This window comes from Cryobacterium sp. W22_MBD10_FK3, from assembly GCF_052113745.1.
Taxonomy (GTDB): Bacteria; Actinomycetota; Actinomycetes; order Actinomycetales; family Microbacteriaceae; genus Cryobacterium.
The window spans coordinates 1-21,431 of sequence record NZ_JBGQOH010000019.1; the positions used below are offsets into that span (position 1 = coordinate 1).

General features: G+C 65.4%; 15 protein-coding genes. 6 read left to right on the plus strand and 9 right to left on the minus strand.

Annotation, left to right across the window (positions count from 1 at the left end; genetic code table 11):
- Positions 1-146 precede the first annotated feature (146 nt).
- Positions 147-1,184 carry an NADPH:quinone reductase gene (locus ACEN2M_RS14955; protein WP_441648938.1) on the minus strand — a complete coding sequence of 346 codons (1,038 nt, stop codon included), beginning with the start codon at positions 1,182-1,184 and terminating at the stop codon, positions 147-149.
- 312 nt (positions 1,185-1,496) lie between these two features.
- Here ACEN2M_RS14955 and ACEN2M_RS14960 point away from each other — a divergent pair, with 312 nt between their 5' ends.
- Both ACEN2M_RS14960 and ACEN2M_RS14965 read left to right on the plus strand, forming a co-directional pair.
- A complete protein-coding gene (locus tag ACEN2M_RS14960; protein WP_441648939.1) occupies positions 1,497-1,703 on the plus strand; it encodes a hypothetical protein in 207 nt (68 codons plus the stop codon).
- A 235-nt stretch (positions 1,704-1,938) separates the two neighbouring features.
- Complete coding sequence (locus tag ACEN2M_RS14965; RefSeq protein WP_441648940.1) at positions 1,939-3,240, plus strand: hypothetical protein; 1,302 nt, start codon at positions 1,939-1,941, stop codon at positions 3,238-3,240.
- Positions 3,241-3,358: 118 nt separating this feature from the next.
- Here ACEN2M_RS14965 and ACEN2M_RS14970 read toward each other — a convergent pair whose 3' ends face one another.
- Positions 3,359-5,524 (minus strand): hypothetical protein, encoded by a 2,166-nt coding sequence (locus tag ACEN2M_RS14970; protein ID WP_441648941.1) that lies wholly within the window; start codon positions 5,522-5,524, stop codon positions 3,359-3,361.
- 167 nt (positions 5,525-5,691) lie between these two features.
- Positions 5,692-6,168, minus strand: coding sequence for a VOC family protein (locus tag ACEN2M_RS14975; protein ID WP_441648942.1), 477 nt, complete (start codon positions 6,166-6,168; stop codon positions 5,692-5,694).
- A 102-nt stretch (positions 6,169-6,270) separates the two neighbouring features.
- Here ACEN2M_RS14975 and ACEN2M_RS14980 point away from each other — a divergent pair, with 102 nt between their 5' ends.
- On the plus strand, positions 6,271-7,260 hold the full coding sequence (locus tag ACEN2M_RS14980) for a helix-turn-helix transcriptional regulator (RefSeq protein WP_441648943.1): 990 nt from the start codon (positions 6,271-6,273) through the stop codon (positions 7,258-7,260).
- A gap of 72 nt (positions 7,261-7,332) precedes the next feature.
- Here the strand turns inward: ACEN2M_RS14980 and ACEN2M_RS14985 are convergent, their stop codons facing one another.
- The 3 genes from ACEN2M_RS14985 to ACEN2M_RS14995 all read right to left on the minus strand — a co-directional run bounded on the left by ACEN2M_RS14985 (position 7,333) and on the right by ACEN2M_RS14995 (position 10,853).
- Positions 7,333-7,944 (minus strand): hypothetical protein, encoded by a 612-nt coding sequence (locus ACEN2M_RS14985; RefSeq protein WP_441648944.1) that lies wholly within the window; start codon positions 7,942-7,944, stop codon positions 7,333-7,335.
- Positions 7,941-9,008, minus strand: a complete 1,068-nt coding sequence (locus tag ACEN2M_RS14990) for a hypothetical protein (protein WP_441648945.1) — start codon at positions 9,006-9,008, stop codon at positions 7,941-7,943. The genes ACEN2M_RS14985 and ACEN2M_RS14990 overlap by 4 nt, the downstream gene beginning before the upstream one ends.
- A gap of 204 nt (positions 9,009-9,212) precedes the next feature.
- Positions 9,213-10,853, minus strand: a complete 1,641-nt coding sequence (locus ACEN2M_RS14995; RefSeq protein ID WP_441648946.1) for a GmrSD restriction endonuclease domain-containing protein — start codon at positions 10,851-10,853, stop codon at positions 9,213-9,215.
- A 211-nt stretch (positions 10,854-11,064) separates the two neighbouring features.
- Between ACEN2M_RS14995 and ACEN2M_RS15000 the strand changes: the two genes are divergently transcribed.
- From ACEN2M_RS15000 to ACEN2M_RS15010, 3 genes are all read left to right on the plus strand, one after another.
- Positions 11,065-13,161 carry a UvrD-helicase domain-containing protein gene (locus tag ACEN2M_RS15000; protein WP_441648947.1) on the plus strand — a complete coding sequence of 699 codons (2,097 nt, stop codon included), beginning with the start codon at positions 11,065-11,067 and terminating at the stop codon, positions 13,159-13,161.
- A complete protein-coding gene (locus tag ACEN2M_RS15005; protein WP_441648948.1) occupies positions 13,158-14,066 on the plus strand; it encodes a nuclease-related domain-containing protein in 909 nt (302 codons plus the stop codon). The genes ACEN2M_RS15000 and ACEN2M_RS15005 overlap by 4 nt, the downstream gene beginning before the upstream one ends.
- A 98-nt stretch (positions 14,067-14,164) precedes the next feature.
- Positions 14,165-15,121, plus strand: coding sequence for an NYN domain-containing protein (locus ACEN2M_RS15010; RefSeq protein ID WP_441648949.1), 957 nt, complete (start codon positions 14,165-14,167; stop codon positions 15,119-15,121).
- Positions 15,122-16,402: 1,281 nt separating this feature from the next.
- On the opposite strand, the gene ACEN2M_RS15015 is transcribed toward ACEN2M_RS15010, so the two are convergent.
- The 3 genes from ACEN2M_RS15015 to ACEN2M_RS15025 all read right to left on the minus strand — a co-directional run bounded on the left by ACEN2M_RS15015 (position 16,403) and on the right by ACEN2M_RS15025 (position 21,430).
- A complete protein-coding gene (locus tag ACEN2M_RS15015) occupies positions 16,403-19,303 on the minus strand; it encodes a DUF3427 domain-containing protein (protein WP_441648950.1) in 2,901 nt (966 codons plus the stop codon).
- Positions 19,300-19,698, minus strand: a complete 399-nt coding sequence (locus ACEN2M_RS15020) for a (deoxy)nucleoside triphosphate pyrophosphohydrolase (protein ID WP_441648951.1) — start codon at positions 19,696-19,698, stop codon at positions 19,300-19,302. The genes ACEN2M_RS15015 and ACEN2M_RS15020 overlap by 4 nt, the downstream gene beginning before the upstream one ends.
- A 148-nt stretch (positions 19,699-19,846) precedes the next feature.
- Positions 19,847-21,430, minus strand: a complete 1,584-nt coding sequence (locus ACEN2M_RS15025; RefSeq protein WP_441648952.1) for a DNA/RNA helicase domain-containing protein — start codon at positions 21,428-21,430, stop codon at positions 19,847-19,849.
- Position 21,431: the final 1 nt, after the last annotated feature.

Below are 21,431 nucleotides of genomic sequence, written 5' to 3' on the forward strand. Positions count from 1 at the left end.
GGGAAGGGAGGTTTCTTTTTTTGCCTCTTTCCCCCTCCCCCCCCCCCCCCTTCCCCCCCCCCCCCCCCCACCCCCCCCCCCCCCCCCCCCCCCTCCCCCGGTCACCCATACGAGGTGCGGTCACGGCATCCGGCGGCCGAAAACCGCTACTGCTCGCCGGCCGAAACGTCGATCAGCACCTTCCCCACCACGCCGCTCTCCACCAGCGCATGGGCATCCGCCGTGTGCGCCAGGTCGGTGCGGTGCAGCGGCAGACCCGCCTCCTCCCCCACGGCGAGGGCGCCGTCGGCGAGGGCGGCGTTGATGTCCTCGGCCGCCGCCCGAATCTCAGCCATCCCCACCGTGTAGAGCAGCAGGAACTGGTAGCGCACGTTGAGGCTGAAGTGCTTGCGCACGTCGAGGGTCATCCGGTCGCCGCCGTTGTTCGCGTAGACGGCGATCGACCCGCGGTTGCGGATGACGGCCAGGTCGAGGTCCGAGTTCTGGGCGGGCGCGACCTCCACGATCAGGTCCACCCCGTCCGGGGCGATCGCCCGAATCTGCTCGACGATGCCCGAGTCGGTATAGATGAGCACGTGCTGCGCCCCGGCAGCGGTGGCGAGCGCCGCCTTCTCCGGCGAGCTCACGGTGGTGATGACGGATGCCCCGGCCCACCGGGCCAGCTGAATCGCGGCGTGCCCCACGGCACCGGCACCGCCGGCCACGAGCACCGACTTACCGGCGAGTGCTCCGGGGCTCAGCCGCGACGGACCGTCTTCGGCCACCGTCAACGCGCGGTGCGCCGTGATCGCCGGCACGCCGAGGCTCGCGCCCTGGTCAAAACTGGCACCGGCCGGCAATGCGAAGACCCGCTCGGCCGGAAGCACGGCCTGCTCCTGCGCGGACCCGCTGTTCGCGCGCTGGTACGCGGCGAGCGCCAGCCAGACCCGGTCGCCGACGGCAAGGTGATCCACGCCCGCGCCGACCGCTTCCACGATGCCGGCACCGTCCTGGCCGGGCACCACGTCGTCGAACGCGAGTTTCTCGCCCGGCGCCGAGCCGGCGCGGGACTTCCAGTCGGTGGGGTTCACCCCGGCCACGACGATGCGCACCCGCACCTCACCGGCACCGGGTTCGGTCACCGGTCGATCCACGAGCTCAAGCACGGACGGGGCACCGGTCTGGCTGTACACAATGGCTTTCATAGGAAGGGGTAACGCTCGCAGGGGCGGATTGTTTCCCGGTCTCGTCCGTTGGGCGCCACAGCCTGGCTCGCGCGGGTTCCCCGCGCTCGCATCGAGCGCTGCGCGGGCAACGCGCCGCCTTCGCGGCGTTAGGCGGGCAACGCGCCCCTAGGCGGGTGGCGCGCCACCTGCCTCGCGGCGCGTGCCCCGCACCTCGCATCGCGCGCCCGCAAAGCGGGGCGGACACGGAGCTACACTCACTGCGCGGGGCAGCACCAACACTCGCACCAAGCGCCCGCACCACACACCGAGTCCCCCAGAAAGTAGGCCGCCATGACCGTCCCTCGCCTTGTCCTCATCGCCGCCATCGCGCTCCTCTTCTACCTCCTGGGCACCAGGACCGGCCGCAAGCGGTCCACGCAGCTCCGCGACAGCGCCCTCGAGGTGTGGCACTCCCCCGAGTCGAAGAAGGCCCGGAGCAAGCTGCAGAAGCTGGCCAAACGCAACGCAAAGAAAATCGACGAGGCCGTTCACCACTAGGCGCGGAGCACACCTAGGGAATCCCCGACCGCACCGCCAGCCGCGTAGAGTCCCCGTGGTGAACACCGGGAGGTCTACTCCCCCAGCAGTGCGGACTTCCTGCGAGTCGCATGGCGCTGCCCGACAACGAGCTGAAGGCCGCGCTCACGACGGTTGCGGAAGTTCAGCGGTCGTAGGCGCGGTGCGTGCCGACGGCGGTGATGACACATCCGGCCGAGGTTGAGAGACTAGGCGCATGTGCCCGACCCCGACCGACCGGCCCACGGATGCGCCGCGCGCGCGCTCCGTCGCCGCGCCCGCCGAGCCAGCCGCCGAGACCCTCGCCCAGGCGCGCCGCCGCATCCTGCCGTTCTTTCGCACCCGGCGCGACCTGATCCGGTGGAGCGACGTCTCCGACTACGCCGACCGGGCCTTCGCCGGAGTGGATGAGCTGCGCCGAGCCGCCCTGATCTGGGGCAGCGCCGCCGTCATCCACACCACCGAGAAGGCGCTCGACAGCGTCGTGAAGGTGTCATTACGCACCGACGATTCCAACGGCGAGATCGGCGGGTTGGCGGGTACGCTGCTCGCGCTGCACGCCGAGCTGTGCAACGCCGCACCGCCGAAGACCGCCACCCTCGTCACGTGGCTCATCGACTTCACCTTCGACTGCACCCAGGACTACTTCGAACCCGACGTCGCCGACTATGCGGATGCTCTCGGCACGCCCGGCCTGGCCCTGCTGGGCGAACGCCTCGATGCGTTCGAGGCCGCACTCCCGCCGCAGACCAAGGACTGGGACACCACCCGCTCGATGATCGCGCACTACCGGGAACGGATTGCGGTCGCTGGCGGCGACACGTTCGCGGTCGTCGCTGCTTTCGGTGAGTTGACACGCTCCTATCGCGTGCACGACCTGGCCAAGGCCCTGGTCGAGGTCGGCGCCGTCGACTCGGCCCTCGCCTATGCGGAGCGGGCGACCTTGCTCGAGACGAGCCGGCAGGCCGAGCAGGCCGGCCGTTACTGGTGCGAGCTGCTGCGCGAGTACAAGCCACACGAGGCCGAGCTCGCGGCTCGGCGGCTGGTCTTCGAGCGGTGGCCGTCGGCCAAGAACGCGCTGTCCCTCGCCGAGACGACCGACGCCCCCGACAGCATCGTGGCCTGGAGCTCGATCGCCGAGGAGGTCTATGCCCGGCTTGAGACGCAGCATCCGCACGAGGTGATTACGACACTGCTCGGGCGCGGACTCCCCGAGCGTGCCTGGACGGCAGCCGAGCGGCTCACCGCCGACGCGGGCCTGTGGACGACACTCGTCGCCGCACGGGAGAAGACCGATCCGGCAGTCGTTGTTCCGGTGCTCATCCGGCTCATCCAGACCGATCTCGAGGTCGCCAAACCGCACAATTACACGTCCGCGGTGCGGCGCCTCAAACAACTGCGCAAGGCATTGATCGCGACGGATGCCGCGGATCAGTTCCCGATCATCATGGCGGAGCTGCGCGACGACCACTACCGCCGGCCCACCTTGCTCCAGGCCTTCGACCGCGCCGGTTTCTAGGTCACGTAAAAGGAAAAAGGCACCAAAAAAGGACGGAATCAGAGATTTCGTCCTTTTTTGCGGCCTTTTTCCGTATTTGCGGCCGTTGCCGTCCTACTTTGGGGCCGTCGCGGGTCCGCTACTTCCTGGCCTCGAACCACACCTGGGTGAACCCGCCGGCGGCGATGAACACCTTGCCGCTGCGCGCCTCGCCCTTGCCGCGGTGCGCGTCGGCGACGGGCTGCCCGGTGGCGTCGAACGCCTGCTGCACGAGCTGCTGGCCGCGCGGCACGTCGATGCGCCGCTGGCTGTCAGCGACATCGGCGCTCACGAACAGCGTCGAGTCGCCGGCCGGCCCGGTCACCGTGACCGTGGAGATCAGCGGCTGGATCAGCAGCGCGTCCAGCTGCGCCGCGGCATCCGTCGTGCCGACGACCTCGGTCGCACGGCCCGGCAGGGTGCCGGTAAGCGGCAGCGGCAGCAACTGGCCGGGCGCCTCGGTGACGCCCTGCTCACCGGCGCCGCCGTTGGCGGTGGTTCCGAGCGTCAACCACCGGCCCGCACCAGGCTTGCCGGGCTTGCCCGTGGTCCAGGTCGTGGTCCCCGACGGGTCCACAGCCTGGTTCACGATCGGATGCACCCGGCGGGCCTGGTCGTCGGCCGGCACGGTGATGCGGAGGGTGCCGCCCGCCGCGAGGTCCACGTACGCCCCACCGGACCAGTTGGCCTCACCGGTCCACGCCGACGCCGGGGTGGTGACCGTGCCGCCGGCCAGAACGCCGGACTCGGCCTCGACCACGCTCAGCCCGTGGGTGCCCACGGTGGCGGTGATGCCCAGGGCCGCGGCCTTGAGCTCGGGATGCGCATCCAACACGAGCATCGACAGCAGCGCGTGGATCGTCGATTCGGCGCCGGAGTTGTCGTTCACCCGGCCGTCCCGTTCGATGCCGTCGATCGCGGCGCCCGTCGCCGGGTTGTACGCCGGCTGGCCGCTGCGGTTGGCACCGAAGTACCAGCCGGCGGTGATGGCCGCCACATTGAGCAGCCCGGGGGCGTCGGCCGCGTCGGCGGTGGCGACCAGGCTCTGCAGCCGGGAGTCGACGCCGTAGGCGATCTGCGCCTCACCGGGGGTCGGCGACCAGGCGTTGTCCGGTCCGCCGGCGGCGAGCAGCTGTGGGGTGAACTGCGCGGTGTCCTGCACCGCGGCGGCGAGCAGGCTGGGGTCGTCGAGAATTTCGGATGCCGTCGCCACGGCCGCGGGGGCCAGCCCGCCCCAGGCGTGCCACAGGCTGGGCGAGTGCGTCCACGGCATGATCGCGCCGAACGGCCAGTCGCCGCTGGCGCCCTCCACGGTGGACATCGCCGCGATGCCCTCGCTGAGCCGGCTGAGCGCGGTCTCGGCGGTAGCGGCGGTGGGCCCGGCGGGCTCGGCCTGCAGGTAGGCGGCGAGGCCGAGCACGGCCTCGGCCGACGCATCCGCCCCATCGGCGATCAGCCAGCTCGGCACCTCGTCGCCGTCGGCGACGTCATACGCGGGGTACTCGCCGAGCGACCCCCGGTTCACGGCGGCCAGGCTGAGGCTCAGGCGCTCCTCGAGGAACGCGGCGAACTCCGGGTCGTCGTCGGCGAACGCGGCATAGCCCTCGCCGAGCGCCCACACCGTGCGGGCCAGCCAGTACGACTCGTCGGAGTCGCTCGGGTCGGGCAGTTCCACCGGCTCGGCGCTGGGGTTCAGGGTGCCGTCGATCTGCTGCCAGAGCACCACGTTGCCGGCGTTGGGCCCCTCGGTGGTCTGCAGGTAGGCCAGCGAGCGCAGGGTCTGCACGGCGTGCTCGCGGCTGGTCGGGTCGCCGGTCTGCTGCCAGTGCCGCAGGTAGACCACGGCCGCGCGGGAGGTGTCGTCGGCGTTGAACGCGCCCTGGCTGTAATACCCGGTGGCCGGGTCGAGCTCGCCGCCGCCGATGGGCGCGTAGCTGCCGTCGTCGTTCTTATCGGCGTAGGTCCAGGGTGCCTCAACCACCGGATTCTCCGCCGCCTGGTAGGTGGTGTGCCCGGCCAGCACGGGCAGCGGCACCTCGTCGAGCAGAAAGTTGAGGTGGCTGAGATTGGTGAGCGGGGCGGATGCGTCGGCCGCCGGCACGGCCGACGGCGCGCCGCTCGCGGTGCCGGGTGCCGCTGCCGCGGGGGCCAGCCCGACTGCGCCGGTGCCGACCAGGGCAACCGACAGCGTGGCGGCCACGGCGAACCGGCCCGCCCGTGAGCGAGTGGATGGACAGGGGTGTGATCGAACATCGTAGTACGTCATCCCCCAACTAAACCGGTTAAGGTCGCCAGAGTCAAGAGAAATCCTCACTCTTGGCGCGCCGTCACCGCGCCCCGTGCGGGCCGGCGCGCCCGCTATAGCGGGCGCGCTCAACCACACGGGGCGCGGTCACCGCATCCCGGCCCTCGGTCGCCGTACCTCGAGGGGAACTACTCCGGGATGTAGGCGGCGGCCACGTCGAGAATCCAGGTCACCCCAAACCGGTCGGTGAGCATGCCGAATCCGGGGCTCCACGCGGATGCCGCGAGCGGCTCCACCACGGAGGCGCCGGCGGAGAGCGCGGCCCAGAAACCCTGCACCTCCTCGAGGGTCTCGCCGCGCACCGACACGAAGAACGGCTGGTCGGTGAGGGTGACGCCGTTCTCGCGGCGGGTGGCGCCCACGCTGGCCGCCGAGCCGCCGGCCTGCGCGGCCTGCCCGGGGATGTCGTACGCCATGACCCGAAAACCGTCGGCAGTCTCGACCTGACCGAAGACCACGTTCTCGGCGCCCGGAGCGTCCGCGGGCATGCCGAAGTCGCCATAGGTCGCGATGGTGATGGTGCCGCCGAACACGGACTGGTAGAACTCGAGCGCGGCGCGGGCGTCGCCGCGGAAGTTGAGGTGGGTGGTGGTCGTGATGCTCATGTGTGCTCCTAGTGTGGTGTCGCCGGGCTTCTCCCCGACAACACCCACTCTCCCAACCGTGTAGGTCAGTTTCGGTCCTACACTCGACGTAGTCTGAGACCCATGACAACGACCACCTCGCGGCTGCTGAATCTGTTGTCTCTGCTGCAGACCAGACGCGACTGGCCGGGCGCCCTCCTCGCCGAGCGGCTGGAGATCAGCCACCGCACCGTGCGCCGTGACGTCGAGCGCCTCCGCGAGATGGGCTACAGCATCCAGGCCACGATGGGCCCGGATGGCGGCTACCGGCTGGACGCCGGCAGCGAGTTGCCCCCGCTCTTGTTCGACGACGACCAGGTCGTGGCCATGACCATCGCCCTGCAGGCCGCGACCGTAACCGGGGCGGGCATCGAGGAAGCGGCGCTGCGCGCACTCACCACCATCCGGCAGGTCATGCCGTCGAGACTGCGTCACCGACTGGATGCGGTCGAGTTCAGTACCGTTCCGCGCACCGCCGACGGGCCCACCACCCAGGCCTCGCCCGACGTGCTCATCGCCCTCTCGGCGGCCGTGCGCGCCCGCGAGGTGCTGCGGTTCGACTACCCGATGCGCCGTGACGAACACGAGGCCGAGCCCCAAGCCGCGCCAACGCCACCTCGGCGGGTGGAGCCGCACGCCCTCCTCAACTCCTACGGCCGCTGGTATCTGGTGGCGTGGGATCTCGACCTCAACGACTGGCGCATCTTCCGCGCCGACCGCATGGCCCCGCGCAGCCCCACCGGGCCCCGATTCACCCCGCGAACCATCCCCGGGGGCGACGCCCGCGACTACCTCTCCGCCCGCTTCAAGGGGTCAGAGCAGGCCAACGCCTGGCCCTGCACCGGCACCGTCGTGCTGCACCTGCCCGCCACGGCCGTGCTCCCGTTCGCCGGCGACGGCACCGTGGAAGACCTCGGCCCCGACCGCTGCCGGTACACCGTCGGGTCGTGGTCGTGGATCGCCCTCGCGGCATCCCTCGGCCGTTTCGATACGCCCATCGACGTGGTCGGCCCGCCGGAACTGCGCCACGCGTTCGCCCAACTTGCCGTGCGCAACGCGCAGACCGCCCAGTAGCCACGCTCCCCCACCTCCTGCTGTCCAAGAGTGGTGCGGTGCAGACCAGAAGGTCCCTGCGTGCCCCGACCCCTAAGGAGTCGTCGGCTCGAACGTGATCGCGCCCGACCTGGTGAAATCCCGGATTAGCACGAGAGCCTCATCCACCAGCACCGAGTCGAACATTCGCCCCTGGCCTTCATTCCTCTCCACGCTGAGCCGCCCCTCGTGGTCGGCGAGAACCTCTGTCTTCACCGTTTGGGCGATCTCCCCCAGCGTGCGCTCGCCGTCGACAAGCGGCAGAAAACGCGCGCCAAGCTCGGAGACCGCGAAGGGGACGTCGTCGCCGGCGCGGATGAGGAATCCCTCGTCCGGGTCCTCGACCACGGCGATCTCCCGCCGCGGCACCGGCACCATGGTGAGGCCGTCAAGGCCGGCGTCGCCCGGCACCAGGGCAAGGAAACCCTGGCCGGCCAACCATCCGAGCAGACCTAACTCTTCGGCCGTGAATTCCCGGTCGCCGACGGTGGGGTCGAGCGAACTGAGCACGGTGTAATACGCCGGAGTCAGCTTCACCCCGCGCTTGTCACCGCCGGCCCGGTCACCCACGGTGAGTGTGTGGCCGCTCTCGAATGCCGTCAGATAGCCCAGTCGCACGTAGCGAATTCCGGGGTTCAGGATGGCCGGGTCGTAGGGAATAGTCATCGAGCTTGCTGCCCGAAGTCCCCGAGCAGTTGGTTCACTTCCGCCGGGGTGGTTGAGTGCGGTGCCCGGGCAAGTGGCATCTCCACGGCGATGAGGTCCGACTGCGCCGGGGGCCGCCCGTGGCCGTCGAAGAGCGCGAGCTGCATGAGCCGATCGGCGTAGCCTTCGGTGCGCGGTGACTCGTACCAGGAGAACCCGGTGTAGCCAGGCTCCACGGCGAGGGGATCGAAGCGCCAGCGCTCGACCCGTGCCCTCGCCTCGTTCTCCACGGTCTGGTCGTTCCGTGCTGCCGTCTGCTTCTTCCGGCGCATGACGGTGAGAGCCACGCCCAGCCCCAGGAACAGGGCCAGGGGTATCACCTGCGGAATGATCGATCCCGTGGTCCCCGGATTGATGGCCTCGCAATCGGCTTCACTGAGCAGGGCGTTGGATGGGTCGGCGAGGGTCGCCAGACATTCTTCGTAGGTGAAGCCGCCGGCGGCCGGCGCGGAATCCGTGACGCTCAGCGCAAACAGCTGAACCAGCAGACCGAGCAGGAACAAGCCGGCCACAGCGAAGCTCACGATGGCTGCAACTTTCAGACCGGACTGCCGCAGGCTTGCGGGGCGTCGCATAAGTCGCTGTTTCTCCTCGGCGGGAATCTCGGCCTGGGCTTGCCCGATGGCCCGTGCCCAGCCCTGCAACCACTGAGAATCACGATCGCGCAGGGTTTGCGCAAGCGCGAAGGCCGGCTGCCGCCAGGCCAGAAACGCGACGCCTTCGGGTGTTTGCCGCCACCTGGCGAACTCGTTCCAGGTGATCTGCTCGGCCAGCTCATTCTGGCGCTCGGCCATCACGTGCTGCAGCGCCAGCTGCTCCTCGGCGGCCCGCGCCGCGCGTGCTGCCTGGAAGGCGGTTGCGGCCTGGAAACCAGCGCCGACCCAGGCGCCGGTCGCGGCGCTCTGTGCGGCCTGGCTCGTTGCGGCGTTGCTCTGAGCCGACTGCGCCGTCGAGCGCGCGGTGTCCTTGAGGTGACGTTCGCTGTTATTCAGAGAGTTCCGGATGTCGCGTATGTCGTTGGCCATAGCCGTGTTCCCCCTGTGTCTGAGTCGGCGCCCGTGACGCGGCACAGTTACCCGTGCGCTGCCCGGCCGACCTCCGCCTTATCGGAGTGTAATGGCCGCAGCGTCCGGGCGACACCTTCACTAATTGGTGTCACGGGTGTGAAAGCCCCGCAGCAAGATTCACTAGCTGCGGGGCAGTTCACGTTCGCGATGGGCGACGACGGCTTAGGTGTCGCAGCCAATCCCGTCCTTGTCGCGGTCCAGGTGACTTGCGTAGCCGGGGGTGCCGGCATAAATGGGTGCGGCTCCAGCAGCGCGCACGGCATCGCAGTTCTTGTAATAGACCTCGACCGCGGGTGCCGGCGCGGCTGGCTCGGGTTCGGGGGCCGGGGCCTCGACCACGGGTTCTGGTTCCGGCTCCACCTCCGGCGCTGCCACGGGTTCGGGGGCGACCACGACGGGCGGCGCGGGCAGTGGAGCGAACGATGAAGTCACCGCCATTTCGCCACTGCAGGAGTTGAGAACGTTGGCGATCGCGTCGTGCTCGGCCTGGGTGACCCACAGACCGTAGGTCGCCTTCACCGACACCTGGCGGGCAACGTAGCCACACCGGAAGGACTTGTTCGACGGCAGCCAGGTGGCGGTATCGCCGTCGCCCTTCTGGGCGTTGGAACGACCATCCACGGCTAGCAAGTTGATCGGGTCGTTCGCCAACGAGACGCGCTGCGCCTGACTCAGCTGCTGAGCGCCGGTCTGCCACGCATTCGACAGGGCAACTACGTGGTCGATCTGAACGAGAGCGGATGTGTCCTGGCCGCGCACGAAGGCGACACTCGACGCGGTGAACGGAGACATCAGCCTGCCGGTGAGCACCTTGCACGCGCCCGACTTGGTGACATCGGTCAGGTCGCGAGCGAGGATGTCGTTGCGGGTGTCGCATCCGTTTCGGTCGACGTCGAGCCAGGCCGAGCCGAACATGCCAGTGCGGTCGTAGCCGGTTTTCGGGGCCTTGCCCTTGACCGCCACGGTGGCCAGCAGCGCCAGCGCCGTGGTGTTGGTCACGTCGGTGTCCGCGACGACGACTGAGGCATCTTCATCGGGCGCCAGCACGGTCGCGGGATCAGCGGCAGATTCCGCCGAGAACGTGGGCGCAGGTGTCGGGGTCGCAGTGGGCGTCGGTGTTGGCTTGGTGCTGGGCGTCGCATCGGCGACCGGCGTCGATTCCGCGCTCACGAGGTCGGTGCCGTTGAGGGCGGTGTCAGTGACACCACCAAAGAACGCTGCCACCAGGCTGGCGGCCAGAGTGATCGCCGCGATCTTGCGCGTCGGAATCGACGCCCACGAGCGCCGTCCGGTGATGACCACGTACAACGCGGTGAAGAATCCGACGCCGCCGACGAGGCCGAGGACGGCCGGAATTCCACCCGATATCGCCGTCGAGAGCAGCAGAAGGAGCAGCACCGCGCCGACAATCCAGGTACTACGGGTGGGCGTGAACCAGCCGAATCGCGTTTGACCGGGGCCCCCGCGAGGAGCAGGCGCCACTTGCTCGGTCCACGACGATCCGTTCCACCAGCGCTGAGTGCCGGAACCGTCGTCGTACCATCCCGGCGGCGTCGCGCCCTGGATGTGCAGTGGTTGGGGCGGATCTGTCGACGCGGTCAAGGGGGTCCTTTCGGGAGCGGTCGAAATGGCCGCGTGAAGGTTTGCATCCGCACGAGGATGCGGCGGGATGCTGGGGGCGCGGTCGCGGCGATGGATCAGCGCGGCGCAGGCCCTGGTAGTTCCGTCAATCCCCCGTTGACCTGCCTTTGTTGACTTTACCGAGGCGGGAACGCCCGAACCGTGCGGTTGCGCGTCGGTCATGCCCCAGAACAGGGGCGATTCGCGGCGCGAGCGGGCTATCCGGCACTAAAGAAGACGCCTGCCTCGACCCAGGCACGGCCAGCCGTTCGTGGCGAATGTGACCGGCCCGGTCTCAGCGGCTGGTTGACCAAGATCTATCCCCGTGCCTAATCTGCAAAGCGCCCGATAGGCCTGCCGCTAAGCTCAGCGCATATCTAGGTTCGGGGGACGGATGTCGGCAGGCGGATCGGCGTGGAGCGAGGCCACACGCCAACTGGCCCTCTCGGAAGCGCATGCGCAGGCCGCAGAGTCCTCGAGGGCGAAAGCGGCGAACTACTTCGCCGCCGCCGACAGCGAGAAGCGCATCGCCCACGTACTCGCTCCCCTGGCCGCCGCCGGCTACCATTTTCTCCCCGACCGCCAGTGGCCCGGCAGCCGTCGCGCTCAGGTCGACATGGTCGTCGTCGGCCCCGGCGGCCTGTTCATCGTGGACACCAAGGCCTGGAAGGACCCGGTCATCGCCGCCGGCCGGGTGTTCCGCGGCCAAGCCGACGTCACCGATGAATTCGACGGGCTGGCCGACCTCGCCTGGAAGACCGAGGCGGCACTGGCCGAAATCGGCCTCGCCCCGGGCGAGGTGCGCCCCGTGGTCGTTTTCGCCGGGCACAAGGGCGTCAACGCATCCGTCGGCGGAGTCGAGATCGTCGGCGAAGGCGACATCGTGCGGCACATCGCCCGCCGCGGGCAGCGTCTCACGGCGTCCGCGGTCGAGCAGGTGTTGGCCGCCGCGATGAAGCACTTCCCGCTGATCGGCACGCCCGCCCAGGTGGATGTCACCCTGCCCGAACCGATCATCGGCCCGGAGCCGGCCCTCGATCTGGACCACCTGCCCACCGAGAGCGACATCACAGCCGCGATCCTCGAGGGGCTCCTCGCCCCACCCATCGAGGAATGGATGACGTTCCTGCACCCCGACCAGGCCAAGCTGGTGCGCCGCAGCTTCAACGGTCCTTCCCGCATCCGTGGGGCGGCCGGCACCGGCAAGACCGTCGTGGGGCTGCACCGCGCGGCCTACCTGGCCCGGTCGCAGGCGGATGCGCGCGTGCTGGTGACCACGTTCGTGCGCACGCTGCCCGACGTGCTCAACAATCTGCTCGGGCGCATGGCGCCGGATGTCGCCGACCGGGTGGAGTTCACCGGCGTGCACCAGTTCGCCCGCAAGGTGCTCGACGAGCGTGGCATCGACGTGCAGGTGAAGCCCAAACTGGCCGATCAAGCTTTCGAGGAGGCCTGGAAGGCGACCTCCGGCCCGCTCGTGACCATCGACACGAGCTCCCGCTACTGGCGGGAGGAGCTCGACCACGTGATCAAGGGCCGTGGCCTCACCACCTTCGACGAGTACGCCGACTGCGCCCGCATCGGCCGGCGCCGTCGCCTCACCATCGACCAGCGCCGCTCGGTGTGGGCGCTCTACCAGCGCTACGAATCGTTCCTGCGCACCCGCGAGGTGCACGACTTCGCTGACCTGATCCTGCTCGCCGAGGCAGCGTTGCGCGCCACCCCCATGGTCGGATACACCGCCGTGATCGTTGACGAGGCCCAGGACCTGTCCTGCGCGATGATCCGCATGCTCGCCTCCGTTGCCGGCGACGGTGCGGATGCGTTCACCCTGATCGGCGACGGCCAACAGACCATCTACCCCGGCGGCTATACCCTCGCCGAGGCCGGCCTCTCCGTCCACGGCCGCGGTGTGATCATGGACGTCAACTACCGCAACACCGCGGAGATCCTCGCCCTGGCGTCCCACGTGGTCGGCGATGCCAGCTACGTCGACATCGAAGGTGCCAGCACCAACGCCACCGCGATCACCTCGCCGCGCCACGGCGAGCGCCCGCTCTTCGCCCGGGCCCGCACCCGAACCGACCACGACGGCAAACTCATCCAGCAGATTCGCCGGGCCACGCAGAGCGTCAGCGTGGGCTGGGGAGACGTGGGCGTGCTCTGCTCCACCACCTGGCAGGTGCGCGACGCGGTCATGCTGCTCCGCACCGCCGGCATCCCCGTGATCGAACTCACCGACTACGACGGCTCCATCACGGATGCCGTGAAGGTCGGCACCATCAAGCGGGCCAAGGGCCTGGAGTTCAAACAGGTACTGCTGCCCTGGGTCGCCGAACGCCTGATGTCCCCAGTTGTGGCCGACGCGGAGTGGACCGACTCCCAGATCGAACGCGACGAGCGCGACCGGCGCGAGCTGTTCGTCGGCGTCACTCGTGCCCGCGACGGCGTGTGGGTCGGCTGCATCGCAGCGCAAGGGGCAACGGCATGAGCGACGAAGCGGCGCCGCCGCCAACCGGAATGCGGCTGCGCTACGCAGCACGCTGCCGAGCCTGTGGATCCGCCATACCCGCCGGGACCGTGGCGGTGTACGAGCGAGAGTCCAAGACCGTTACGTGCGTGGAATGCCCGGCCCATTCGACCCAGGCCGCGCCGGTAGCCGCCAGCCCGGTGGTAATTCCGTCTCCCGAGACGCTCAATGTCGTGGAGCTGGAACAAGAAACAGAACACCTCGAGGTCCTCAGGGGCACCGCTGGTGCGTCGGCCAGGCGGGAACACGAGCGCCTCAGAGAGAAGCGCGCCACGGGCATCCGCGACAAGCACCCGCACCTGGGGAACTTAATACTCGCGCTGTCCGATGATCCGCAGAGCACTCAAGCCTGGGCGATAGGAGCGCGCGGAGAGGAAGTCCTCGGCCAACGCCTCGATACGCTCAGCGAACGTGGCGTTCACGTTCTGCACGACCGTCGAATCCCGAGTTCCAAAGCGAACATCGATCACATCGCCGTGACTGCAGCGGGGGTCTTCGTCGTCGACGCCAAGAAGTATCAGGGTCGTCCGAGCCTGAGAGTTGAAGGTGGACTGTTCAGCCCCCGAACAGAGAAACTTATGGTCGGATCGAGGGACCGCACTAAGCAGGTCGCCGGTGTGCAGAAGCAGGTCAGTCTCGTGAAGTCTGCGCTCAGAGACGCGGGCATGGAAGAGATTCCCGTGCATGGAATGCTGTGTTTCATTGGCGCCGACTGGCCCCTCATCGGTGGCGCCTTCGTCATCGATGGCGTGCACGTCGTGTGGCCCAAGAAGGCCGTCGATATCCTCCTGAAGCCCGGACCGCTGACCGAACAGACCGCGCGACTCGTTCATGGCCTGCTTGCGGCTTCGTTCCTACCCGCTTAGTCGGGTGCAGCGCTTTCGCGAAAGCGGCCCTTCACGATTCAATCTCTTGTCCACGTCCCGACGGGATGGACGCAACACCCAGTAAAGAGGAGCGCCGAATGTCCGAGCAGTCAGAAGATCAGGTCGGGGTCTATCTGGACTTCGACAACATCGTCATCTCCCGCTACAACCAACTACACGGCACCAATCAGTTCGCCAAAGACAAGGCGCGCCACCACACCAACGGCAACGCCAAAGCCGACCCGGCGGTCACCGCACGCATCCAGCTAGCGATGATCGATGTCGGCGCCGTGCTCGACTACGCCTCCTCGTTCGGCGCCATCGTCATCAGCCGCGCCTATGCCGACTGGTCGGCCGCGGTCAACGCCCGCTACCAACGACAACTCACCGACCGTGCCGTCGACCTCATCCAGCTCTTCCCCACGGTGGCGTCGCTCAAGAACGGGGCGGACATCCGCCTGGCCATCGACGTGATGGAGGATTCGTTTCGGTCCGCCGACCTCAGCCACATCGTCATCGTCGCCGGCGACTCCGACTACATCCCACTCGCCCAACGCTGCAAGCGACTCGGCCGTTACGTCATCGGCATCGGAGTGTCCGGCGCCACCAGCACCGCCCTGGCAGCGGCCTGCCACGAGTTCGCCGACTACGACTCCCTCCCCGGCGTGGTGAGCGCAGCACAACTCACCGCACCCGTGATCGAGTCAACGGATGCGCCGGCAGCAGCATCCGCGGTCTCAAACGTTGTGCCAACGATCGCTGAAGAACCGGACGGTGCCGAAGCAAGCGCGCCCGCAAACCCGGCCGTCAGCCCGGCCGCGCGCAAGGCCGCGACCGCCCTGCTGGTTCGGGCGATGGACCTGCTGGCGAACAATGATCAGGAATGGCAACACGCCTCGGCGCTGAAGCTGCAGATGCGACGTATGGATCCGTCGTTTCAGGAACGAACTCTGGGATTCCGCCAGTTTTCGGACTTTTTGAAGTCGCGCCACACGGTCGTTGAGCTCGAGAGGAAGAGCCCAACCGGTCCTGTTCTGCTCCGCCTGCGGTCCTGATCTCGCCAGCATCGGCGGACACCGCCTGGCCCCGGTTCTGGTCTGGGGCATCGTCACGGGGAGCCACCTGCTAAGCCCCACACCTGTGAAGCCAGATCACGAGGTCTCTCACCGGCGCACGTGTGCGGTGCTGAGAGGCAATGCCGGGGCCGCCCCTTGGAGAATGACTGGCGCAGCTAAACGAAGTCGGCCAAGCGAACTTCGCCATTTCAGAACCTCCAGTGGTTCCTTCGGTACCAGCGACCACGCAGTTCAGCAAAATTGGCTCGGGTTGCGATGGCGGTCGTGTTCGCGGGCGCCCAACCGACCGCGGTGACAAACGGAGTCAGGCAGAATCGCACAGCCGCAGCATGGTGCCAAAGATCTGGGCAAGTTGCTGCCCCGACAAGACGCAACAACGCGAGAAGCTGTTCACTCGGAATGGGCTCTGCCGCTGCGGCTGCGTAGGCAGCGTCGATGTGCGCGAGACCGCTCGATCGCACAACTGCCAGCGAGCTTGGAGCTTTAGCCGTAGATTTCCTCGGGTAGCAGATATCTGCAAAACCACTAGGTGGCAATGCCCCACTGCTCATTGGCGTGAGCGAACTGAGCTTCTCAGCGACGATGCTGCACCACACGTGTGACTCAACCACGTTTGTGAAAGCTACTGGTGAGCCGATAACGGCAATCGCACCATGCGTAACCCTATTAACGAAGTCCGCCTGCACACGCCGAACGACGGGGCCGCTAGCGAGACTTCGCTGAGCTACTTCAATAAATGCGGCGTGGAGCGCTTCGTCCACCATCAGGGTCTCGAACCAGGTGGCTCCGCTACCCACCGAAGTCCGCAGGCTGACGATCTCTCTCGGTGACGGCACGTTTCGAGCGCCGCGCGTCGGCGTAGTGACATCGCGGACACGTTTGTGAAAGCCGCCTAGGACCTTCTCTAGGTTGTTGAGGAGGGTTGCATAGTCAGCATCATTGGTGCACGACGCGGCTCGAACAACTAGATCATTCTGATGTCCTGCGCCGTGACAGTAGCAGTGACAATCTGCCATGGAGGCTGTTTCGCATGCCGAATTATGGACGTACTGAACGGTGAAATGGGTAGAAGACATCTTCCTCCAGAGTCGCACTCTGCGCTGAGTGCTGATGCTTGAACCTTAGCGATGAATCACCTCGTCAGAGGGCAAATCTCGCTCTTCATCCCGAACTGGGGTACTCCGCCGGCAGGGCAGCACTGGACATGCGGATGTGACTGCGGCTGCAGCGGATTTGGCGTGGGCTCTCGCCCAATGACGATTACCGACTTCTCGCCGACAAGTACTCGAAGAGGCTGGATTCAATCGGGCTCGCGAGACCTAACGTCATGGACACGACATCAAGTGTCCCGCCCCCACTTCCCGACATGCTCGTTTGGAGGGCATCACGTGCCTGAGCTGGCCCGAGGTAGTAAAAGTCGGTGCCTTCTGCATCATCTTTCTTGGCGAACACGTGAAGCGGTAGTCGATTCTCCACAATCGCCTTCACCTCGCCGCTTGCGAGGGTTCGCCGACTTCGGGTGAACCAGGTCATAGTTGACGGATTGAGAAAAGCGTCTTCATATCTCGTGCTCTCGGACACCTCATCGCCCTTGTGATAGGTGACGAAAATTGGGCAGCTGTTCGAGAAGGTGTCTACCTTGTAGCCGTAGATCGTGCTTTGCTGATTCGACTTCCAGTTGAGGAGTCGGCAGACGTCCTTGCGGGAATATCGTTGTCCGACTTCAAGCAGTCCCGTCCACTTGTAGCGGTGCCGGGCAAGATACAGCCCAGTGTCCACGACATCCCGCACTTGTTCGCGGAACATCACGTCTTTGTCCCACGCCGCAGACAAATCTTCGCCCAGGCAATAGATTCCGTCCGTGAGTGTGACAATCGGGGAGGACCCGTACTTTGCGACATCCGCATCCGTGAAAAAAGACAGGCTCAGCAGGGCGAGCACTGAATCGAGAGTCGCCGGCTCGCCGGATAGATCGCTCGCCGCCAAGATTGCCTTGTATTCTTCAACCGTCATTCTGTGCGGGGTAGACAGAAGTTCAGCGAGCAGAAGGAGCTCGTGGGGGCGTTTACCGTTTAGGAGCTCGCCCGAGAGAAAATCGAGAACAGCGTTCTGGTAGGCGTCGGCCTCGACCTTCACCGCCTGAACTTTGCACAGGAACCGCCAGTAGTTTTTCTGCTTCGTCGCGATGACAACAGGGTCAACCAGATCGAAACGAGCGAAGTCGAGAAGCGCCGGTGGCCGACCCAATCGATTCTTGAGCTCGAGGAAGGACTTCTTCAGATTGGTCATGCTGTCGAGAGTCGTGGTCGCTAGCGACGCAAAAATCCTCTCCCTCGATATCTCGTCGAAGTTGACGCTCGATAGACCTGCGATCGCGCCCGATTCCTGGGCGTCGATGATCTTTTTGCGAATCGAGTCCTTGTTGAGGGTGCTGTCGCCGAACAACGCAATAGGGATCAGGTAGTTGTTGTCGTAATTACCGATGAAGTCGATGACCACGAGGTGGTCCTTGCCTGCAGCCTTTCGAAGTCCGCGTCCGAGTTGCTGGGTGAACACGATGCTGGAGAGCGTCTGCCGGAGCATGATGACTTGATTCACCGATGGGATGTCGATGCCCTCGTTGAAGATGTCTACAGTCGCGATGTAGTCAAGCTCTCCGCGCTCCAACATTTGAACAACCAGCTCGCGTTCCTCGACCGAGTCTGTGCCGTTTAGTGCGCGGGTGCGCAGCCGGTGTCCATGAACGTCCCTTTTATTCAGAAGAATGGTGAGCTCGGCAGCCTCAGCGTTCTTGCTGCAAAAAATCAGCCCCCGAACCGGAACCCCAGCGTGACCATACCGCTCGATTGTCGACACGAGATGATCCACCCGCTCGGAGGCCACAAGCCGACTGAGCTCTGCCACTTCATCGATGACCTCGCCGTCCGCCTGAACAAAGTCGGTCACCCCGTAGTAATGGAACGGCGCCAACATGTCAGCCTCAAGGGCCTTCTGGAGACGAATCTCGTACGGCACGTTGAAGTCAAAAAGCTCGAACACGTTGAAATCATCGGTGCGCTCGGGCGTCGCGGTCATCCCGAGGAGGAAGTCCGGCTTGAGGTACTCGATCAGCCGTCGGTAGCTGGCGGCACCGGCGCGGTGGACTTCGTCGATCAGGACGTAGTCAAAGGCTTCGGGCGAGATCGCTTCGAGATTCTCTCCCTGTGACAGCGATTGAATCGAAGCAAAGACGTAGCGGCGGTCAAGTTCTTTCTTTGACCCGACAAACTTGCCAAAGTCGCTATCAGGGGCGCCTAGCACTCGCTTGAACTCACTGATTGCACGGTCGAGGATCTGTTCACGGTGCACAACGAACAGCATCCGCTTCGGTGAATAGGCACGCACATCCAGGGCGGAGAGAATTGTCTTTCCTGTCCCTGTTGCAGAAATGACGACAGCCTTGTGCTCACCCGTATCCCGCAGCGCAGCAATCTCAGCAAGTGCTTCGACTTGCATTGCGTTCGGGAAGATCATTCCGCTCGGCGGAAAACCGTCAGACGGTTCTGCCCCTCCGGTTACGGCCAGAGAAGCCCGAGGTGGTGCCGACCAGGTCAATGCATACACGTCCACCCAGGCCCGAGTGAGAGAAGCCGAAGCGTCAATGTGTGCTTGAGCCGCTCGCTTCAGCTGCTGCACGATGTCACCGTCGGGAAGGGCGGAGAAGCGCAGGTTCCACTCGTGATTCTGAAGTAGCGCGCGTTCGGTCAGGTTGGAACTTCCCACGATGGCTGTGGTGCTTGATTTTTGCTCGAATATGTAGCCCTTGGCGTGGAAGCCTGCAGCCGAATCTGGGTGCACGTAGACGTCGATGCCCTCTAGATTGAGCAGCTCATAGAATGCGGCGGGTGAGTTAAATCCGAGGTAGGTGGACGTGATGATCGTGCCGGTTCCCCGAAAATCGAGGAGGGCCTGTTTGAGCATGGCGATCGCGCTCGGTGTGATGAATGCGACAGAGAAGACGAATCGCTCTGAGCGCTTCAGCTCATCGCGAATAGCCCGAAGCATCGTATTGCCGTCGGTGTTCGAGACCAGGGTGGGATTGAATACTTGATCGGCCTCGAACCGTGAATCGAGAAATCCAAACGCGTTGTCGCGGGTTAGCTGCCTGCTAGTCGAACTCAAACCCGAAAGTCTTTCATGACCCGTTCCACAGCAGGCACGTCAGCGGGTGCCCACTCCAGCTGGTCTAACTCGGTGGCCTGTACCCAGCGGATTTCTGAGTGCTCGGTCAGGCGAGGTTCCTCCCCAACCAGCGAGCAGTAGTACGTGGTGAGAATCACAATCCCGAAGTCATACTCATGCTCCGTGGTTTCGACGTGCTCGCCGATCTCTGCCGAGCAAAGCAGCTCTTCGTCCAGCTCGCGGAGCAAAGCTTGCTCTGGCGACTCGTTCGGCTCAATCTTGCCCCCCGGGAATTCCCACATGCCGGGCAGCGACATCGTGGAACTACGACGCGCCGCAAGAATTGTCTGACCCCTGGTGAGAACAGCACCGACGACATTGATTCTCTTCTTCACAAGTACACTCCGTTGCTTGGCCGTCGATGCGTAGTGTCAGCTTAGCCAGCGACGTGCTGGAGGATGCTCACGGGTTGCTTCCGGTCTAACGCACACTCCATGCGGGCATCCCGTCTCCCGCAGCGGCCGCCCGCAATGGGAGCTGCCTCTAGTTGTGCGGAATGAACCGTTGCAGGTGAAGACGGAGCGCTGGATCGCATACGTAGATGAAGGTGCCTCGGATGCCGCGCGTCAGCAGGACCGCGTAAATATTGGTGATGAACCGCAAGAGATCTTCATCCGTGTAGACCTTGCCGAGGACCGCGTTGTTTTCTTTGCCCTTCTTGTCGAAATACTGTGACCGATCGACGACAAGCTGCCCTGCACTGGCGTCGTAGCGTAGGTCGGGGCCGATGATGACCCCGGCGTAGTTGAGGTCGTACCCCTGCACGGTGTGGATAGACCCGACCTCTTCAAGCGATGTCGCAGAAGCAATCCAGTCAGTCTGAGTCCCGTTCCAACGAAGCTGAACGCCCGGAAGCTCGATATCGTAGGCGCTTTTGTCTGTCTTGGTGGTCCATGCCCACGCGAATCCGGCCAACAGCCGCGAGAGTCCGACCTCGGCATCCAAACGACGGATTTCCGAGTGCATGTCAGCGACGCTGTCAAACATTCGAAGGTCATACCCTTCAAAAGTCTCAGGATGCATTGGTACCGAGACTCCCCCGACATCGGGGCTGAGTATCCGTCGGACGTATCCCACATAGTCCGCGCCGGCGCGCACCCGCATTTGGGTAGCCAGGGGGTAGTTGCGATTGGCCGCGCGCGCACGTTCCACAAGCTGCGAGAGAACTTCGGGAGGAAGGTCCGCGGGCCGAACGCTCTGTGCGGCATCAAGCAGGAGAATCTGGTGTGTGCTCTTGGCCCGGATCCAATCGAGCTGGGTCTTCATTGTGTCATCGGTGCCGAACAGTTTCTCGGTGATGACCTGGAACTTCTTGTTCTGCACGCCTGACGGTTGATTGGCTCGCTGGTTCAGCCGATGCGATTCATCGACAATCAGCAGATCAAAGTGCTCGTCCGACTCCCCAACCTCGAACGCCGTCATCACCATGTCGGGCTTCAATCCTGGCGTCTTTTTGAACACCTTCTTGATCGAGTTCCGCAACGACTGTTGCGGAACCACCAGGCCGATTCGGATTCCGGAAAGGCGTTTCCTGTATTCGCCGCCGAAGAACTCGGAGAAGAGGGAATCGCTATCAAGGTCTTCGGTCGGAACAGAATTCGCGATATCCACGAGCAGCTTCAGCATGTAAATAGCGACAACGGTCTTACCAGTGCCGGGCTCACCCTGCACGACTGTTGTACTCGTGGCTCCAGAACCCAGGTCTTCGAATAGACCCTCGAGGATGCCCTCAACCGCGACTGCTTGGTCCAACGTCAGTGCTTTAAAGGGCGACAGCTTGAAGAGGTCGCTGTTTTCAATCTCCGGGATGCTCCGCGTGAAAACCCCATCTCGCCTGAGCTGGTCAAACACCTCCAGAAAGGAGGCTTGATAGCGGTCTCGATCGAAATAGTCCGATTCGGTTATTCCATCGTTGCGATTCAGGACCCGGTAGGAACCATCGCCGGCGAGCATCCTAATAAGGTAGGACTCGAGGTCGAGGCAGACAGACTTGTTGAATGACTCGTCGACGATGACCCTGACGGTACTGAGGTGCCTCTTTTCCGGGGCGACCAGATGCTGACGCATC

Bases quoted from the DNA above. Each gene is read 5' to 3' on its own strand.
- ACEN2M_RS14955 (WP_441648938.1), bottom strand. From the start codon at position 1,184: ATGAAAGCCATTGTGTACAGCCAGACCGGTGCCCCGTCCGTGCTTGAG.
- ACEN2M_RS14965 (WP_441648940.1), top strand. From the start codon at position 1,939: ATGTGCCCGACCCCGACCGACCGGCCCACGGATGCGCCGCGCGCGCGC.
- ACEN2M_RS14960 (WP_441648939.1), top strand. From the start codon at position 1,497: ATGACCGTCCCTCGCCTTGTCCTCATCGCCGCCATCGCGCTCCTCTTC.
- ACEN2M_RS14990 (WP_441648945.1), bottom strand. From the start codon at position 9,008: ATGGCCAACGACATACGCGACATCCGGAACTCTCTGAATAACAGCGAA.
- ACEN2M_RS14970 (WP_441648941.1), bottom strand. From the start codon at position 5,524: ATGACGTACTACGATGTTCGATCACACCCCTGTCCATCCACTCGCTCA.
- ACEN2M_RS15005 (WP_441648948.1), top strand. From the start codon at position 13,158: ATGAGCGACGAAGCGGCGCCGCCGCCAACCGGAATGCGGCTGCGCTAC.
- ACEN2M_RS15000 (WP_441648947.1), top strand. From the start codon at position 11,065: ATGTCGGCAGGCGGATCGGCGTGGAGCGAGGCCACACGCCAACTGGCC.
- ACEN2M_RS14975 (WP_441648942.1), bottom strand. From the start codon at position 6,168: ATGAGCATCACGACCACCACCCACCTCAACTTCCGCGGCGACGCCCGC.
- ACEN2M_RS14985 (WP_441648944.1), bottom strand. From the start codon at position 7,944: ATGACTATTCCCTACGACCCGGCCATCCTGAACCCCGGAATTCGCTAC.
- ACEN2M_RS15025 (WP_441648952.1), bottom strand. From the start codon at position 21,430: ATGCGTCAGCATCTGGTCGCCCCGGAAAAGAGGCACCTCAGTACCGTC.
- ACEN2M_RS14980 (WP_441648943.1), top strand. From the start codon at position 6,271: ATGACAACGACCACCTCGCGGCTGCTGAATCTGTTGTCTCTGCTGCAG.
- ACEN2M_RS15010 (WP_441648949.1), top strand. From the start codon at position 14,165: ATGTCCGAGCAGTCAGAAGATCAGGTCGGGGTCTATCTGGACTTCGAC.
- ACEN2M_RS14995 (WP_441648946.1), bottom strand. From the start codon at position 10,853: ATGACCGACGCGCAACCGCACGGTTCGGGCGTTCCCGCCTCGGTAAAG.